Raw genomic sequence first — 15,958 nt, forward strand, 5'->3', positions numbered from 1 at the left:
CCTAGAGTGCTTGCGCGGAAGGGGATGTGCGTCGCTCACGCGGTCCAGTCGAGGATGACCTTGCCGCCCTTGCCGCTCGCCGCGTCGGCGAAGGCCGCCTCGAAGTCGCGGTAACCGTAGCGGCCGGTGATCACGGGGGCGAGGTCCAGGCCGCCCTCCAGCAGAACCGACATCGCGTACCAGGTCTCGAACATCTCCCGGCCGTAGATGCCCTTGATGGTGATCATCGAGGTGACGATCCGGGACCAGTCGACCGGGAACTCCTCGGCGGGCAGGCCGAGCATGGCGATCCGGCCGCCGTGCGTCATGTTGGCGATCATGTCCCGCATGGCCTCGGCGCGGCCGGACATCTCCAGGCCGATGTCGAAGCCCTCGCGCAGGCCCAGTTCGCGCTGTCCGTCGGCGATCGTGGACTCGGCGACGTTCAGGGCGAGGCTCACCCCTATCTTCCGGGCGATGTCCAGGCGCTCCTCGCTGACGTCGGTGACGACGACGTTGCGGGCGCCGGCGTGCCGGGCGACGGCGGCGGCCATCAGACCGATCGGGCCCGCACCGGTGATCAGCACGTCCTCGCCGACCAGCGGGAAGGAGAGCGCGGTGTGCACGGCGTTGCCGAACGGGTCGAAGATCGCGGCGACGTCGAGGTCGACGGGGACGCGGTGCACCCAGACGTTGGACGCGGGCAGGGCGACGTACTCGGCGAACGCGCCGTCGCGGCCGACGCCGAGGCCGACGGTGGCCCGGCACAGGTGGCGGCGGCCGGCCAGGCAGTTGCGGCACTTCCCGCACACCAGGTGGCCCTCGCCGCTGACCCGGTCGCCGATGCGGATGTCGGTGACGTCCCGCCCGGTCTCGACCACCTGCCCGACGAACTCGTGGCCGACCACGAGGGGCGTGGTGATGGCCTGCCGGGCCCAGCCGTCCCAGGCCCGGATGTGCAGATCGGTACCGCAGATACCGGTCCGCATGACCTTGATCAGGACGTCACCGGGGCCGATGGCGGGCTCCGGGACGTCCGTCAGCCAGAGTCCCGGCTCCGCCTTCTGCTTGACCAGCGCCTTCAACGCTACGGCTCCTGTGGGTGAGGCCCGGCCCGCGGGCAGACGTAAGAGACCCGCACCGGGTCAGAGGGGTGGAATCACCCTGCAATCTGCCGCATGCGCGGTCCCGGGTCCATCGAGCTTTTCTTAACCGGCGCCTCAGCTTTCCTACACGCCTTCCCGGCGTGTCAGAAACACCCTTCCGGCGTGTCAGAGCGGCAACCCGTCCTCCGCACTCCGTTCGAGGCGTACGACGAGATCGGCGGCGAGCGCCTTGATGGTCTCCAGTCCGGGTTTGCCCCAGGCGCGGGGCGCTGTGTCGGCGGCACAAACGGTTCCCAGAGCCATGCCGTGGCGGTCGATGAGCGGGGCGCCGAGGTAGGAGCGGATGCCGTACGCGTCCACGACCGGGTTGCCCGCGAACCGGGGATAGTCGCGGACGTCCTCCAGGACCAGCGCCTTGTGGCGCACCACCACATGGGGGCAGAAGCCGTGGTCGCGCGGCAGCACCCGGCCGATCTCGGCCCTGGTGCCGTCGTCCCGGACGACGGGGGCCGTGGCGGGGGCGCTCAGTCCCGCGAAGAACTGGTGGTCCTCGCCGATGAAGTTGACCATGGCGTAGAGCGCGCCGGTGAGCTGGGCGAGGTGCGCGGCGAAGGCGTCGAGCACCGGGTCGGGCCGGTCGGCGAGGCCGAGTCGGCGCAGCCGGTCGACACGGGCGGGGGCCTCCTTGTCCTCGGGGGTGAGCAGCAGACCCCGGACCGGCCGGGGCGGCTCGTAGCTCATGGCCGGGCTCCGTCGCGGTGGGCGTACCTCATATAGCGGCTCCGTGGGCGGTAGTACGGGATCACATGTGGGCGCCGTGGCTGGGCGCGGTCGCCGGGGTGTGGGCGAGGAGGTGGCGGACGAGGACGAGCAGGGTCTGGACGCCGGAGCTGGAGATCCGGGCGTCGCAGCGCACCACCGGGATCCGCGGGTCGAGGTCGATGGCGGCCCGCACCTCCTCCGGGTCGTAGCGGTGGGAGCCGTCGAACTCGTTGACGGCGACGATGAAGGCGAGACCGCGCTCCTCGAAGAAGTCCACGGCGGCGAAGCAGTCCTGGAGGCGCCGGGTGTCGGCGAGGATCACCGCTCCGAGGGCGCCCTCGGACAGCTCGTCCCACATGAACCAGAACCGCTCCTGCCCGGGTGTGCCGAACAGGTACAGCACGTGTTCCCGGTCGAGGGTGATCCGGCCGAAGTCCATCGCGACCGTGGTCTCCATCTTGTTCTCGACGCCGTCGAGACTGTCCGTGCCGACACTGACCGTGGTGAGCAGCTCCTCCGTGCTGAGCGGCGCGATCTCGCTGACCGCGCCGACGAAGGTGGTCTTGCCGACCCCGAACCCGCCCGCGACCAGGATCTTGAGCGCGGTCGGGAACGGGTCAGAGCTGTCGTCGTAGTCCATCGAGCACTGCCTCCAGCAGAGACCGGTCAGTGGGAGTGTGGTGGTACACGGGCGGCTTGGTGGTCAGCGCGCCGCAGTCGACCAGGTCCGAGAGCAGCACCTTGGTGACCACGGCGGGCAGTTTCAGCTGGGCGGCGACCTCGGCGACCGAGACGGGCGCGCGGCACAGGTCGAGTGCCTGGGCGTGCTCGGGGCCGAGGTAGCCGAGCGGGGTGACGCCGGTGTCCATCACCTGCGACATCAGGTCGAGGGCGATGCTGGGCTCGGTCCGGCCGTTGCTGACCGCGAACGGCCGCACCAGCCGCCCGGCCGCGTCGTCCAGCCAGGGCCCGTCGCCGGCTGCGGCCACGCTCAAGGCCTCGTCGCCGTGGGTTCGACGGCGTGCTGCCGGGGCGCGGTCACCAGGTAGGGGCGGACGCTCTTGACCAGCATGGCCATCTCGTAGCCGAGCACGGCCGCGTCGGCCTCGCGGGCGGCCAGCACGGCGAGGCAGGTGCCGGATCCGGCGGTGGTGACGAACAGCAGGGTCGCGTCGAGTTCGACGACCACCTGGCGGACGTCGCCGCCGTCGCCGAACCGGGCGCCCGCGCTGCGGCCGAGGGAGTACAGGCCGGAGGCCAGGGCCGCCATGTGGTCGGCGCTGTCGGTGTCCAGACCGTGCACGGACTTCACCAGTCCGTCGCAGGACAGGAGCACCGCGCTGGTGGTGTGCGGCACGCGCTGCACGAGGCCGCTCAGCAGCCAGTCGAGGTCGCTCGCGTGGACGGTCGGCGCATCGCTCGCCATGGTGGATCGACTCCTTGGGGGTACGAGGATCCGCGCGGGGCGCGGGGGGTGGGGGCGGGGGTGGAGCTGCGGCGCACGGGGGCCGGGGGTGGTCATCCGGCCGGGGTGCTCCCCTCGGACCGGCCGATGTCGTGGACGCCGTCGGACGCGGGTGCGGGGGTGTGCGTCCGGGATATGGGGGCCGGGGACATGTCGTCGTGAGACATGTGTGTGCCGGACATGTCTGCGCGGGACATGTGGGGGGCGGCCATGGGGGTGGGGTCCATGTGGTCGGGTCCCCTGTGGTGCGTGTCCTGGTGGGGGGCGCCGGCGGGTTCCGTGCCGCCGCCGTGTTCGGGGCGCGTGCGTACCGGCTCGCTGGTGTCGGGCGCGGAGGCCGGAAGGTGGGCGCCGTGGCCCGGGGTGCCGTACGCCGAGGAGTCGTGGCCGGAGGTGTCGTACGCCGACGCGTCGTACGCCGACGACGTCCCGTACCCCGGTTCCCGGTACTCGGACTCCAGGCTCTGCTGGGCCTCGGCGAGGCCGATGCCGCGTTGGAAGGCGGCCATCAGGCCGGGATCGTGGCCGACGACGGTGCCGGCGTCCTGACGGGGGGCGGGGCCGCCGCGCAGTTGGGGCACGAGGTGCTCCTGGGCGCGTCGGCGGGGCAGTCGCGGCTTGTCCATGGTGCCGCGGACCGTGCCGACGCGCGGGGTGGGCAGGACGCCCGTGTGTGCCTCGACCACCGCCCGGTCCTCGGCGCTGACGCCGGGGGCGGCGTCGGAGGGGGTGGGCCGCGCCTCCTGGGCGCCGCGCACGGGCAGCGGGGGCGGGGCGGTGGCGTGCCGTCCGTGCGCGCCGCTCTCGGTCCCGCGCCGTCCGGATCCGCGCTGGGCGTGCCGCCGCCGGCCGGCGCCGGCACCGGTCTCGGAGCCGTCCCTCGCCTCGGCCCCGCCCGCAGCGGCGTTCACGGCCGGGCCGATGTTCCCGGTCCTGTCGGTGCCGCCGGTGCCACCCGCGCCTGGGGTTCCGGCGGCGTCCCCGGTTCCGGCAGCGCCCGCCCGTCCCGTCGCACCCCCGGCTCCGGTCCCACTCCCTGGCCCGGTCGCACTCCCTGGCCTGGTCGCGGTTGCCGGTCCGGCGGCAGTGGCGGCACCGGTCGTGTCTCCGGCCCCCGCACCGCTCCCGGCCCCCGCCGCACCCCCGTTGTCCGGCGTCTGCGCGAACGGCGGCACGGGGGTCCCACCGGTTCCGGCGGTCCCGGCGGCTGCCTCCGGCACGCCCAGTGCGTTGCCCAACAGCGCCTGCGGGACCACGAGTACGGCCTGCACACCGCCGTAGATGTTGGTCTGCAGCCGCACATGGATGCTGTGCCGGCGGGCGAGCTGCGAGACGACGTAGAGGCCGATGCGGCCGTCGGCCAGCAGGCTGGCGACGTTGACCTGGTCGGGGTCGGCGAGCAGGGCGTTCATCCGGTTCTGCTCGGCGACGGGCATGCCCAGCCCGCGGTCCTCGACCTCCACGGCGAGCCCGGAGGTGACGAGGTTGGCGCGGAGCAGCACCTGGGTGTGCGGAGCGGAGAACACGGTGGCGTTCTCGATGAGTTCGGCCAGCAGGTGGATGACGTCGGCCACGGCGTGCCCGCGCAGTTCGCCGTCGATGGGAGGGACCAGCTTGACCCGGGAGTACTGCTCGACCTCGGCGATGGCGGAGCGCAGCACCTCGGTCATGCTGACCGGGTTGCTCCACTGGCGGCGGGAGACGGCCCCGCCGAGCACGGCGAGGTTCTCGGCGTGCCGCCGGATGCGGGTGGCCAGATGGTCCACGTGGAAGAGGCCCTTGAGCAGGTCGGGGTCCTCGATCTCGTTCTCCAGGTCGTCGAGGATCGAGATCTCCCGGTGCACGAGCGACTGGAGCCGGCGCGCGAGGTTGACGAACACCTCCAGCTTCTGTTCGCTGCCGGTCTGGCTGGAGAGCTGGGCCGCCCGGACGACGGCGGTGACGGCGCCGTCGTACGCGCGGGCCAGGTCGGCGGCGAGGAGCTCGAAGTCGTCGGCGTCCGCGGGCGGCCGGCGGCGCGGCCCCCGCTGCGCCGGGGCCTCGCCCTGGCGCAGCGCGTCGACCAGGGCGTGCAGGTCGGCCTCTCCGCGCGCGGCGGTGCGGCGGAGCGCGTCGACCCGGTCGGCGACGGAGCGGGCGGCGCGGTCGGCGGCCACGGCGGCGATCAGGATGCCGGCGACGGTCACGGCGACCGCTCCGGCGAGCACGGCCCACAGGAGGGGGCCGGTGCGTGCGCCGGAGGAGCGGACGCTGAAGATCACCGCGGCCGCGGAGCTGAGCGCGACCGCGAGCGGCGGCAGCACGGCGAGCCGCATGAGCTGGGGCCGTATGTGCCTTTCGGGCAGTGCGGGAGCGGGTCGCGCTACCGGCCGCCCGTGCCGGCCGCCCTCGCGGCGGTCGGCACGGGCGGCCGGTGCTCGGAGGTGAGACATCTGCGTCCTCGTACTGGTCCGTCGGGCCTGTGTCCTCGCGGTGCGCGGTGCGGGCATGCGTCGATGCGGGCGTGCGTCATCGCGGCGTCGGCCGGCGGGACCGGGGCCCGGCCGCGCGTCGACCGACGGACACTCACCGTAGTTGGCCGAGCATCATGTGCGGTGGGCAGTTGACAAAGTCCCCCGAGCAGCGTCCCGCTCTGGTATGAGGTGTCGCACGCAGGTCCGATGACCGCTGTGCGACGTACGATCGCACCCCGGAGCGGTCCGGTCCGACCTGGTCAGAACCGGTCGCCAACGGAACGGCGGACCGATCGCTCCCTGCGCCGCGGGTGCCCCGCCGAGAGGCCCGTTCCCGCGCGGGCGACCCCCTCGCGACCGGCTCCCGGGCTCCCCTCCTCCGGTCCCCCCGCACGCACGGCCATCACTCAGCGTGCTCACTCTGGCCTTGGCTTCAGTGCGGGCCGGCGCTCAGTGCGCGTGACCGCCCGTGCCGCGCGTGGGCGGCTCCGCGACGAAGGCCCCGACCGAGCGCCAGGTGCGCCGGACCTCCCCGGACACGCCCCGCCACCACGCCTCGGCCGGCAGCTTGCCCGCCGGTTCGAAGGGCTCCCCCGGCCGGGGCAGGGCCACGGCCTGGCCGGCCTCCTCGGCGGCCTCCTTGGTCCACTCCCCCGGCTCGGCCCACGGGTGCGGTGCGAGGTTGAAGGTGCCCCAGTGGATCGGGAGCAGCACGCCGTGCGGCGCTCCGCCCTGCAGGTCGAGGTGGGCGCGCAGGCCCTCCTCGGGGGTCATGTGGATGTCGGGCCAGAACTCGCTGTACGCGCCGATCTGGATCATCGTGGCGTCGAACGGGCCGTGTACGGCCCCGATGTCCGTGAAGCCGTCGAAATAGCCGGTGTCGCCGCTGTGGTAGACGCGGTGTTCATCGCCGGCGACGGCCCAGGACGCCCAGAGCGTGTGCTGGGTGTTGCGGAGCCCGCGGCCGCAGAAGTGGCGGGCCGGGGTGGCGGTGAGGGTGAGCCCGCCGATCCGGGTGGACTCGTGCCAGTCGAGTTCGCGCAGCCGGTCCGGGGAGACGCCCCAGTGCTCCAGGTGGGCGCCGACGCCGAGCGGGACGGCGAACAGGGTGTCCGTCCCCGCCAGCGCCTTGATGCTGGGCAGGTCGAGGTGGTCGTAGTGGTCGTGCGAGATCACGACGACGTCGACGGGGCCGAGCGCGGCCAGCGGCAGCGGCACCGGGTGCAGCCGCTTGGGCCCGGCGAACGGGAACGGGGAGCAGCGCTCGCCCCAGACCGGGTCGAACAGCACCCGGTGGCCGTCGATCTCGGCGAGCACGCTGGAGTGGCCCATCCAGGTCAGCCGCAGTCCCGTCGCGGGTGGCTTGGCCAGGTCGGCGAAGGTCGTGGGGTGGACCGGGACGGTGCCCTGGGGGGCGCGCAGCGGGCGGGTGTCCTTGTCCAGGAAGACCTTGGCGAGGTCCATCGTGGAACCGGACGGCCGGGTGCGGGCCGGGCCACCGGGGTTCTGGAAGACGCCGTCCTGGAAGTGCGGGGAGCGGCGCATGCGTGCCAGGCGCTCACCGCCGGGGTCCGCGCCGAAGGCAGCAGGCCGCAGCGCGCGGAGTCCGGTGCTCGGAGAACGCAGACCGGTCACGGTACCTCCCGGTGGAGTGGGTGAGGGCCTCCATTATGGTCGGCCCCCGCTACGGTCCGGGCGGTCGGCCCCCCGCGACCGGCCTGCGCACTCCGCACCCCGGGCCGTGTCCGGCCCGCGCCGCCGGCCGGCCGCGGGCCGTGGTGTCCGCCCGACGGCCCGAAGTCCACGGCGCGGCCACGACGCCGCCGGCCTCGCGGTGCGGTGCCCGGGCGGTCGTGAACTGCCGGGCGGATCCCGGGTGTCCGCGGGGGCGGGGCGCCGCCGGCCGTGCACGACCTGGTCCGCGACCAGGCGGCGGTGGTCGCGGAACGCTTCGACGTATAACGGTGACGGACCGCTTCTGATCGGTACCGCTCGCATGCGATCGACTACGACTAGGGTGAGCGCGTGGCGAGAGTGCGGTTGAGCGTGGCGGAGCGGCGGGAGGAGCTGCTGCGGGCAGCCATCGAGCAGATCGAGGCGCGGGGCGTGGCGGCGGTGCGGATCGCCGACGTGGCCGCGTCGCTCGGGGTGAGCAACGCGCTGGTGCTGTACCACTTCTCGACCAAGGAGAAGCTGGTCGCCGCCGCGTTCGCGTACGCGGCCGAGGACGACCTCGCGCACCTGCGCAAGGTGGTGGGCCGGCGGACCACCGCGCTGCGCCGGCTGCGGGCCGCGGTGCGCTGGTACGCGCCGACCGGGCAGGCCAAGGGCTGGCGGCTGTGGATCGAGGGCTGGGCCGTCGCCCTGCGCGAGCCCGCGCTGCGGGAGGTCACCCGGGAGCTGGACAAACAGTGGAAGGCGGCCATCTCCGAGGTCATCGCCGAGGGCGTCGCGGCCGGTGAGTTCGCGTGCGCCGACCCGGCCGGTACGGCGTTGCGGCTGACCGCGCTGCTGGACGGCCTGGCGGTGCAGCTGACGTCGTACCCGGGCGGGGTGGCCCGGTCCCGGGCGCAGGAGTGGGTGGACGAGGCCCTCGCCCGGGAACTGGGCCTGGAGCGCGAGGCGTTGACCGACCGGGAGCGGTGAGCGCACGCACGCCCGCGCCCCGGACCGCGCAGGCGGGCGGCGCGGACGGGGGCCGCAGGCGGCGGTGTCAGGCCACGGAGGCGATGCGCATCTTGATGTCGTCCGGGGACAGCGTGCCCTTGGCGGTCACGTGGTCCCCCGAGGACTCGCCGCGCAGCCGGCGTCCGATCCAGGGGACGAGGAACTCGCGGGCCCACTGGACGTCGTCGCGGCGGACGTCCAGGGTGCCCCGGGGCGGCAGCGGCGGCCACGGCTGCTCCGGGTCGGCCGGTACCTCCAGACCGAGGACCTGCCCGGCGCGCAGCGCCACGCGCGTGTGGCCCTCGGGCGACAGGTGCAGCCGGTCGCTGTCCCAGGCCCTGCGGTCCTGCACGGACTTCAGGGACCACAGGTCGAGGACGGGGCAGCCGTACCGGTCGGCGATGGCCCGGACGTGTCCGTTGTAGGTGGCGATCTTGCCGCGCAGGTGCTTGAGCACCGGGACGCCCCGGGTGTCGAAGCCGGTCGTCACCATCACCGTGCCGACGGCCTCGGTCAGCCGGGACACGGCGCGTTCGAAGCGTTCGGCCACCTCGTCCGGGTCGGTGCCGGGGCGGATGATGTCGTTGCCCCCCGCGCAGAAGGAGACCAGGTCCGGGGCCAGTTCGACGGCCTTCGGGAGCTGGTCGGCCACGATCTGGTCCAGCAGCTTCCCCCGCACGGCGAGGTTGGTGTACTGGAAGTCGCCCTCGGGGCGCCGGTCGGCGAGCAGCACCGCGAAGCGGTCGGCCCAGCCTACGAACGCCCCGTCGGGCCCGGGGTCGCCGACGCCCTCGGTGAAGCTGTCCCCCACCGCCACGTACGACCCGATCACTGATGTGTCGTCATTCTTCGAATCGTCTGCCACGTCGGACCATGATTCACCTTCCGATGTGACCTACGCGACCGTAGGGCGGGGTTGACGAACGGTGAGATGAGACACCCTTAAATAATTTGCCAATCCAGGAATAGGCAGGGCGGGTGTCAGCCGACGGCGACTCCGTGCGCGCGGAGGTAGGCGACCGGATCCACGTCCGAGCCGTAGTCGGGCGTGGTGCGGATCTCGAAGTGCAGGTGCGGTCCGGTGACGTTGCCGGTGGCGCCGGACAGCCCGACCCGCTCTCCCGCGGTCACGGTCTGGCCGGCCGAGACGGAGAGCTGCGAGAGGTGGGCGTACTGGGCGTAGTGGCCGTCGTTCAGCCTGAGGACGACCTGGTTGCCGTACGCGCCGCCCCAGCCGGCGGAGACGACGGTGCCCGCGGCGACCGCCTTGAGGGGGGTGCCGGCGGGGACGACGAAGTCGACGCCGGTGTGGTGGCCGCTGGACCACATGCTGCCGGCGACGTGGTAGCCGGTGCCGATGGTGGCGCCGGCCACCGGCAGGACGTGGTCGGCGGAGGCGGCCTGCGGGGCGCCGGAACCGGAGGCCTGCGAGGCGGGGGCGGGCCGGGACGGCTTCGGGGCGGCGGACTCGGTGCGGGCCGGCGCGGCCTCCGCGCCGAGGGTGAGTTTCAGGCCTGGGTGGATGAGCGCCGGGTCGGCACCGATGGCCTGCCGGTTGTCGTCGTACAGCCGCTGCCAGCCGCCGCCGACCCGCTGGTCCTCGGCGATCTTCGAGAGGCAGTCGCCGCCGCGCACGGTGTAGGTGCGCACGCCCGCGTCCTGCGGGGCGGCGCTCTGCCGCGCGGTGTCCGGAAGGGACCGCACGGCCGTTCCGGACACGGGGTGCGCGGGGGTCGCGGCGTGCGCTCCGGTGGTCCCGACGAGCGGGAGGGCCAGGGCGGCTCCGCCGGTTCCGGCGACGGCGAGGGAGCGGGAAAGACGCGGGGTCCTGGGGCGTCGGTGCTTACCCTTGGCGGGCATGGCGCGATTCCTCTCCGGCGCCTGCGGGGTCGGCTGCCGGGGGCGGGCTGGAGCCGCCGGGCCGTGTGCGGCACGGCAGCACCCCTGGCCGGTCGCGGAGACCGGGACGGGCAGTCGTACCCGGTGGGTCCCCCGCTCCTGCCGACGCGGGTCATGTGTGGGGACTCCGGGCGGCGGCAGGATCAGGCGTTCCGTCCGGATGGGTTCGGAACGTAGGCGAGCGGGACGCGGCGGAACAAGCAGCCGCTTCCCGCTGTTCCCGTCCGGGGTGATCCACTGCCGGAATTCGCGGTCACCCAGCGTGAATTCCGGCGTCGTCGGCTTTTCGGTTTCCCTTTTCCGTCCGGGCATTACGTGGACATGACCGGCAACGCTCGGTCACGGCTATGACACTCCTCACGCCGCGTCCCCCCAGGGGCCCTTCCTCCACGGCGAATAGGAAAGAAGAGCCCGATAAAGGAGAGAAGGGTCAGATGCGGCGAAGGCGGATCACCGTCGCATCCAGGTCACCCTTGAGGCCGGTGCGCAGTCCGTGGTGCAGCAGGACGGCACCTCGATGCACTTCGCCCGTTTCACGGCATGCGTACGACGCCGTCGGGTCGAGTCCGCGCAGCCGCACCGCCGGCACCGGCTCGCCGTGGCTCTGGGCCTGCAGCCAGGCGAGGACGACGGCCTCCCCGCCCCGGAGGTACTGGACGGCGCTCAGGCCGCCCGTCGGGGGCCGCAGCCGGTACAGCTCGCCGTGCTGCACGACCGGGCGGATCTCCTTGTACAGCTCCACCCAGCGGCGGGCCTCGGTCAGCTCCTCCGCGGTCCACCGCGTCAGGTCGCCGCCGACCCCGAGCACGCCGGCCATGGCGCTGACGAACCGGAAGCGCAGCGAGCTGACCCGGCCGTTGAGCTGGGTGTTGGGGCTGTCCGTGACCCAGGCCGCCATGACGCGCGCGGGGTGGATGTGGGTGAAGCCGTGCTGGATGGCGAGCCGGTCCAGCGGGTCGGTGTTGTCGGAGGTCCACACCTGGTCGGTGCGGCTCAGCACCCCCAGGTCGATCCGGCCGCCGCCGCCCGAGCAGGACTCGAAGGCGACCCGGGGGTGAGCCGCGCGCAGCCGGTCCAGCAGGGCGTACAGGCCGCGGACGTGGTCCACCCACAGGCGCTGCGGGTACGGCTCGCCCGGCCAGCCGGCGTCGGTGAAGCAGCGGTTGAAGTCCCACTTCACGTAGTCGATCGGGGCGCCGGCGAGCAGGGCGTCCAGCTGCTCCCAGAGGTACTCCCGGACGTCCTCGCGCGCGAGGTTGAGCACGAGCTGATGGCGCAGCTCCGTACGCTTTCGCCCCGGTTGGTACTGCACCCAGTCGGGGTGGGCGCGGTACAGGTCGCTGTCCGGGTTGACCATCTCGGGCTCCACCCAGATGCCGAACCGCATGCCCAGGCCGTGCACCTGGTCGGCGAGGGGCCGCAGGCCGTGCGGGAAGCGGTCCGGGTTGGGCGTCCAGTCGCCGAGGCCGGCGCGGTCGCTGGTGCGGGCGCCGAACCAGCCGTCGTCCACCACGAACAGCTCGACGCCGATCTCGGCGGCCCGGCGGGCGAGGGCGAGCTGCTGTTCCTCGGAGATGTCGAAGAACGTCGCCTCCCAGGAGTTGAACAGCACGGGCCGGTCCCGCTCGGCCTCCGGGATGACGTACGCGCGCTGGTAGGCGTGCCAGGCGCGGCTCGCGCCGCCGAAACCGCCGTCGCTCCACAGGCCCGCGAAGACGGGGGTGGTGTACGACTCCCCGGGCGCGAGGAGCAGCAGGCCCGAGTCGTCGTAGCCTGCGCCGCCGGTGATCTGCACGCGCGCGTCCGGGAGCTGGGCGACGGCGATGCGCCACGAACCGGACCAGCCGAGCGCGCAGCCGTAGACCTCGCCACGCTCCTCGGTGGCGTCGGTGTCGAGGGCGACCCAGGGCAGGTGCTGGTGTCCGGTGTGGCCGCGGCGGCTGCCGATGACCTTCTCGCCGTAGGTGAGGGGCGCGGTGGTGAGCCGGGACTCGGCGGCCCAGCGGCCGTGCAGCTGGGACAGCCGCCATCCCTCGCGGTCGGGGAGGGTCCAGGTGGCCGCGTCGGCCCGCAGCAGCTCCACACGCGTGTGGCCGCCGTTCTCGACGGTCACCCAGCGCTCGACGACGTCGCCGCGCATCCGGTAGTGCAGCGTCGTCCCCACACCGTCGTCGTCGAAGCGCAGCCGCAGTGCACCGCCCTCGGTGTCGTACGACACGAAGCGCCACTCGGTGCCGCGCCGCTCCTCGGTGCGGACGGACAGGGCGGGGCGGACGAAGCGGGGGCCGCCCTCGACCGGATACTCCTCGCGGCCGTCGAGGGGGGACTCGAAGGGCCGGTCGGGCAGGGGGCGCTCGGCGAGGGCCTCGGCGTCGGGGAGGGCGATCCGCGGGCCCCAGTGGAGGTGGAGCAGTTCGTCCGCGTCGGTGAGATGTACGGCGTAGCTGCTGTAAGGGCCCGACAGGAGCCAGGTACGACCGTCTTCGGCGATGTCCACCATCGAGACCTCACAGGTGCCAACAGATCCGCGCAAGTGCCAACATCATCAAGGGCCGCCGACCCGGTGTCCATGCCTGTGGACAACTCATTGCCCAAGGAAATCGATGCCGTATGGTCGTCACAGGCGCCCGCCGACGAGCCGCGACGGCGGGGAACGACCGGGAGGAGCCCCCGTGACGCAGCAGGTCCCGTCGACCGAGCCGGAGCTGGCCGGAGTGCGCAATTTCCGTGACGTGGGCGGCCTGCCGACCACGGACGGGCGGCGGGTGCGGTACGGCGTCCTGTTCCGCAGCGGGCACCTGGCGCACGCGACCGGCGAGGACGCGGCCTTCCTCGCCTCCCTCGGCCTGCACACGATCTTCGACTTCCGCAACGCGGCCGACCAGAAGCTGGAGGGGCCCGACGTCGAGCTGCCCGGCGTGCGGAACGTGAACCTCCCGCTGAGCGACCCGGCGGACGGCGCCGAGTTCTGGCAGATGGTCCGCGACGGCGACCTCGACCAACTGCGCGCGATCCTGGACGACGGCAAGGGGGCGGCCCGCATGATCGCCTCCTACCGGAAGATCGTCACCGAGCGCACCGCCGAGCACTCCCGGGTGCTGCACGCGCTCGCCGAGGACAGCGTGCCCGCGCTGATGCACTGCGCCGCCGGGAAGGACCGGGCGGGCATCTCGATAGCGGTGACGCTTCTCGCCCTGGGCGTGGAACGGGACGCGATCATCGCCGACTACCTGGAGTCGGCCGCCAAGCACCGCCGCTACAAGGTCCGGCGCAGCGGCAGCGCGGACACCGCGTACACCCCCGAGGTGATGGAGCTGCTCAATCCGCTCTTCGACGCGCGCGCCGAGTACCTGGAGGCGGCCTTCACGAGCATCGAGGACACCTGGGGCGACACCGACACCTACCTGGCCCGGGGCCTGGGCCTGTCCCCCGACTCCCGCGAGCGCCTGCGCGCACGCCTGCTGGACTGACGGGACGAGGGCGGTTCACCCTCCTGCGCCCGCGCGGTGTCAGGACGCCCAGGGCAGGCGCACGGTCTCGATCCCGGCGTCCCGCAGCAGGGCCTCGACGGCGCGGCGGGGCCCGGCACCTTGGTGGCCCACAGGTCGTAGTCGGTGCACAGGGCCGAGGAGCGGTCCTCGGCCCCGCGGTTGGACGGGCTGAAGTCCCGTTCGGTACATGCGGGTCGCCGAAGTCCGGGGCCCTCAGCTCCCTCGGCATCAGCGGGCCGTAGCAGGCCGGGCAGCGGGTGTCCGGACCCTGCGGGCCGTGTTCGGCGGCGCCGGTCAGCCGGTTCCAGGTCCCCCGGTCCGGGCCGCCCTCGGTGGGCGGCGCGATGCGCAGCGGCCGGCTGCCGTCCCTCCTGGCCGACGCCAGGCACCGGTACGGCGGCAGCAGCCCCTCGGGCACCAGCGGGTCGCCGGTCCGTGCGGCGAGTTCCGCCCGGCGCAGCCGCCGGCCGGGGCCGGGGTGCCCGGCCCGGACCGGCGCGCATCCGGGCGCCGCGGCCGTCGTCGGCGGGCAGCGGATCACCGTCGCCCAGCTGGAGAACCGGGTCGAGGAGGTCCGCCGGGCCCAGCGGGTCCCGGTGCCGGACGAGACGCGGCGCGCCGGTCGCCGTCGCCACGCCGGACAGGTCGGTCCCGCCGGCGGCCCCCCGTCCGCGCCCGCCCCCCGCCGCCCGGATCCGGTGGTGGTCGTCGTACGTCACGTCGGCCGGGAGCCGGCCGCGCTCGTCATGGCGCCCAGAACCCAGGACCCAGGCCGCGTCCGGCAGCGGCGGCGGCATGAACCCGGCGACCCCGTCGCCGGCCAGCTCGCGCGGCCTGTCGGCCGTGCGGGGCGGGGCCAGCGGCGGGCGGGCGGTGACCGGGTCGGGCGGCCCGGAGATCCGCGCGTCCTGCCACGCGGTGCGCCGTGTCAGCCCTTGCCGCCCACCGCGAACAGCAGGTAGAGGAACGCGGCCAGGACGTGCCCGAGCGCGATGTAGATGATCAGCCGGATCCACAGGGAACGCGGGAACTTGGTCTCGTAGTCGCTCATGACGGCTCTCCGGTCAGCGGGCCCAGGCACAGTGCGGCCGTGGGGCTCTGCAGCAGGGTGTGGACGAACAGCAGTTCCACGCCGTCGTGGTCCTCGGCGGCGAGGCGGTGCGGGGTGAGCGAGTCGAAGTGCGCGCTGTCCCCGGGGCCGAGCAGGTGGGCGGTGTCGCCGAGCCGCAGCCGGAGCCGCCCCTTGAGGACGTACAGCCACTCCTCGCCGGGGTGGACGCGCACGATGTCGCCCTGCGAGCCGTACGGCACCCGCACCCTGAGGGCCTGCATGCCACGGCCGGGCGCCCCGGCCTGGAGGTACGTCCAGCCGCCCGCCCGGGTCGGCTCCATGTCGGCGGCCCGTACGATCGCGTCCCGGTCGGCGACCGTCTCGCCGAGCAGCTCGGAGACGGTCGTACCGTAGATACGGGCGAGCGCCAGGAGCATCGGCAGCGAGGGCTGGCGCTGTCCGGTCTCCAGGCGGGACAGATGGGCCGCGGAGAGCCCGGCGGCACGGGCCGCCGCCTCCAGGGTGAGGCCGGCGCGCCGCCGCAGGGCGCGCAGCTGCGGCGCGACGGCGGGCAGGCCCTCGTCCGGGGCCGGATCCGCCGGCGGCCCGGCGTCTGAGGCGTTCATGCCTCCATTGAGCCCGATCCTTACCTCTCGGGCAATTTTTTTGCCTGGCAGGCAAATACGGTCCGCACGGGTGGCGAGCCGCCGGCCCTTCTCCGCCCCTGTTACGATCAAGCCGAGGATTTGAACACGTTCAAACCACGGGGGATCCCATGCCTGCGCACACCACGCCCGACCGAGCCCACACGCCCGCCGACTCACCCGCCGGGGCCCTCGGCCCGACCGCGCTCGTACTGGGCGTCATGGCCGCCGCCTGCATGTGGCCCACGCTCATGCTGCTTCCGGTGATGTTCCTCGCCGGAGGGCTCGCCGTCACGTTCGGACTGATGGGCCTCCATTACGCCCACCGCGGCATCGGCCGGATGTGGACCGCCGTGACGGGAACCGTCCTGGGCGCGATCGGGCTGTTCTTCCCTCTCGTGTTCCTCCTGGCGCCCTAGGGCCCGTCTGACGGTTCGCGGC

15 protein-coding genes and 1 pseudogene are annotated in these 15,958 nt (G+C 73.6%); 4 read left to right on the forward strand and 12 right to left on the reverse strand.

All coding sequences use genetic code 11. The features are described from left to right. Window positions 1–35: 35 nt before the first annotated feature. The 7 genes from tdh to ACZ4VF_RS03145 form a co-directional block, all read right to left on the reverse strand. Window positions 36–1,064, reverse strand: a complete 1,029-nt coding sequence (gene tdh, locus ACZ4VF_RS03115) for an L-threonine 3-dehydrogenase (protein ID WP_467922799.1) — start codon at window positions 1,062–1,064, stop codon at window positions 36–38. 186 nt (window positions 1,065–1,250) lie between these two features. Further along, window positions 1,251–1,826: a GAF domain-containing protein gene (locus ACZ4VF_RS03120; protein ID WP_467922800.1), complete on the reverse strand. Its 576-nt coding sequence runs from the start codon at window positions 1,824–1,826 to the stop codon at window positions 1,251–1,253. A 61-nt stretch (window positions 1,827–1,887) separates the two neighbouring features. After that, the gene (locus tag ACZ4VF_RS03125) at window positions 1,888–2,487 is read right to left on the reverse strand and encodes a GTP-binding protein (protein WP_467922801.1); all 600 of its coding nucleotides are present in this window, start codon (window positions 2,485–2,487) and stop codon (window positions 1,888–1,890) included. Then, window positions 2,465–2,836: a DUF742 domain-containing protein gene (locus ACZ4VF_RS03130; RefSeq protein WP_467922802.1), complete on the reverse strand. Its 372-nt coding sequence runs from the start codon at window positions 2,834–2,836 to the stop codon at window positions 2,465–2,467. The genes ACZ4VF_RS03125 and ACZ4VF_RS03130 overlap by 23 nt, the downstream gene beginning before the upstream one ends. Window positions 2,837–2,838: 2 nt before the next feature. Next, complete coding sequence (locus tag ACZ4VF_RS03135; protein ID WP_467922803.1) at window positions 2,839–3,273, reverse strand: roadblock/LC7 domain-containing protein; 435 nt, start codon at window positions 3,271–3,273, stop codon at window positions 2,839–2,841. Window positions 3,274–3,365: 92 nt separating this feature from the next. Then, entirely contained in the window at window positions 3,366–5,744 is a 2,379-nt protein-coding gene (locus ACZ4VF_RS03140; RefSeq protein WP_467922804.1) for a sensor histidine kinase, read from the reverse strand. 471 nt (window positions 5,745–6,215) lie between these two features. Next, window positions 6,216–7,400, reverse strand: coding sequence for an MBL fold metallo-hydrolase (locus ACZ4VF_RS03145; RefSeq protein WP_467922806.1), 1,185 nt, complete (start codon window positions 7,398–7,400; stop codon window positions 6,216–6,218). 390 nt (window positions 7,401–7,790) lie between these two features. Between ACZ4VF_RS03145 and ACZ4VF_RS03150 the strand changes: the two genes are divergently transcribed. Next, complete coding sequence (locus ACZ4VF_RS03150) at window positions 7,791–8,411, forward strand: TetR/AcrR family transcriptional regulator (protein WP_467922807.1); 621 nt, start codon at window positions 7,791–7,793, stop codon at window positions 8,409–8,411. 67 nt (window positions 8,412–8,478) lie between these two features. On the opposite strand, the gene ACZ4VF_RS03155 is transcribed toward ACZ4VF_RS03150, so the two are convergent. The 3 genes from ACZ4VF_RS03155 to ACZ4VF_RS03165 all read right to left on the reverse strand — a co-directional run bounded on the left by ACZ4VF_RS03155 (window position 8,479) and on the right by ACZ4VF_RS03165 (window position 12,831). Further along, on the reverse strand, window positions 8,479–9,264 hold the full coding sequence (locus ACZ4VF_RS03155) for an SGNH/GDSL hydrolase family protein (RefSeq protein ID WP_467923756.1): 786 nt from the start codon (window positions 9,262–9,264) through the stop codon (window positions 8,479–8,481). A 149-nt stretch (window positions 9,265–9,413) separates the two neighbouring features. Then, on the reverse strand, window positions 9,414–10,292 hold the full coding sequence (locus ACZ4VF_RS03160) for a M23 family metallopeptidase (RefSeq protein ID WP_467922808.1): 879 nt from the start codon (window positions 10,290–10,292) through the stop codon (window positions 9,414–9,416). Between the two features lie 469 nt (window positions 10,293–10,761). After that, the gene (locus ACZ4VF_RS03165; protein WP_467923757.1) at window positions 10,762–12,831 is read right to left on the reverse strand and encodes an alpha-galactosidase; all 2,070 of its coding nucleotides are present in this window, start codon (window positions 12,829–12,831) and stop codon (window positions 10,762–10,764) included. Between the two features lie 172 nt (window positions 12,832–13,003). On the opposite strand from ACZ4VF_RS03165, the gene ACZ4VF_RS03170 reads away from it, so the two are divergent. Both ACZ4VF_RS03170 and ACZ4VF_RS03175 read left to right on the forward strand, forming a co-directional pair. Next, entirely contained in the window at window positions 13,004–13,801 is a 798-nt protein-coding gene (locus tag ACZ4VF_RS03170) for a tyrosine-protein phosphatase (RefSeq protein WP_467922810.1), read from the forward strand. Window positions 13,802–14,319: 518 nt separating this feature from the next. Next, window positions 14,320–14,436: pseudogene (locus ACZ4VF_RS03175) on the forward strand (SurA N-terminal domain-containing protein); the annotation flags it as partial. A gap of 314 nt (window positions 14,437–14,750) precedes the next feature. On the opposite strand, the gene ACZ4VF_RS03180 reads toward ACZ4VF_RS03175, so the two are convergent. Next, window positions 14,751–14,873 carry a DUF6126 family protein gene (locus ACZ4VF_RS03180; RefSeq protein WP_467922812.1) on the reverse strand — a complete coding sequence of 41 codons (123 nt, stop codon included), beginning with the start codon at window positions 14,871–14,873 and terminating at the stop codon, window positions 14,751–14,753. Next, on the reverse strand, window positions 14,870–15,499 hold the full coding sequence (locus tag ACZ4VF_RS03185; protein ID WP_467922813.1) for a helix-turn-helix domain-containing protein: 630 nt from the start codon (window positions 15,497–15,499) through the stop codon (window positions 14,870–14,872). The genes ACZ4VF_RS03180 and ACZ4VF_RS03185 overlap by 4 nt, the downstream gene beginning before the upstream one ends. A 149-nt stretch (window positions 15,500–15,648) precedes the next feature. Here ACZ4VF_RS03185 and ACZ4VF_RS03190 point away from each other — a divergent pair, with 149 nt between their 5' ends. Next, window positions 15,649–15,936, forward strand: a complete 288-nt coding sequence (locus ACZ4VF_RS03190; RefSeq protein ID WP_467922815.1) for a hypothetical protein — start codon at window positions 15,649–15,651, stop codon at window positions 15,934–15,936. Window positions 15,937–15,958 lie beyond the last annotated feature (22 nt).

This window comes from Streptomyces sp. NPDC029151 (assembly GCF_055564315.1).

Bases quoted from the DNA above. Each gene is read 5' to 3' on its own strand.
- ACZ4VF_RS03120 (WP_467922800.1), bottom strand. From the start codon at position 1,826: ATGAGCTACGAGCCGCCCCGGCCGGTCCGGGGTCTGCTGCTCACCCCC.
- ACZ4VF_RS03125 (WP_467922801.1), bottom strand. From the start codon at position 2,487: ATGGACTACGACGACAGCTCTGACCCGTTCCCGACCGCGCTCAAGATC.
- ACZ4VF_RS03135 (WP_467922803.1), bottom strand. From the start codon at position 3,273: ATGGCGAGCGATGCGCCGACCGTCCACGCGAGCGACCTCGACTGGCTG.
- ACZ4VF_RS03140 (WP_467922804.1), bottom strand. From the start codon at position 5,744: ATGTCTCACCTCCGAGCACCGGCCGCCCGTGCCGACCGCCGCGAGGGC.
- ACZ4VF_RS03160 (WP_467922808.1), bottom strand. From the start codon at position 10,292: ATGCCCGCCAAGGGTAAGCACCGACGCCCCAGGACCCCGCGTCTTTCC.
- ACZ4VF_RS03165 (WP_467923757.1), bottom strand. From the start codon at position 12,831: ATGGTGGACATCGCCGAAGACGGTCGTACCTGGCTCCTGTCGGGCCCT.
- ACZ4VF_RS03180 (WP_467922812.1), bottom strand. From the start codon at position 14,873: ATGAGCGACTACGAGACCAAGTTCCCGCGTTCCCTGTGGATCCGGCTG.
- ACZ4VF_RS03185 (WP_467922813.1), bottom strand. From the start codon at position 15,499: ATGAACGCCTCAGACGCCGGGCCGCCGGCGGATCCGGCCCCGGACGAG.
- ACZ4VF_RS03190 (WP_467922815.1), top strand. From the start codon at position 15,649: ATGCCTGCGCACACCACGCCCGACCGAGCCCACACGCCCGCCGACTCA.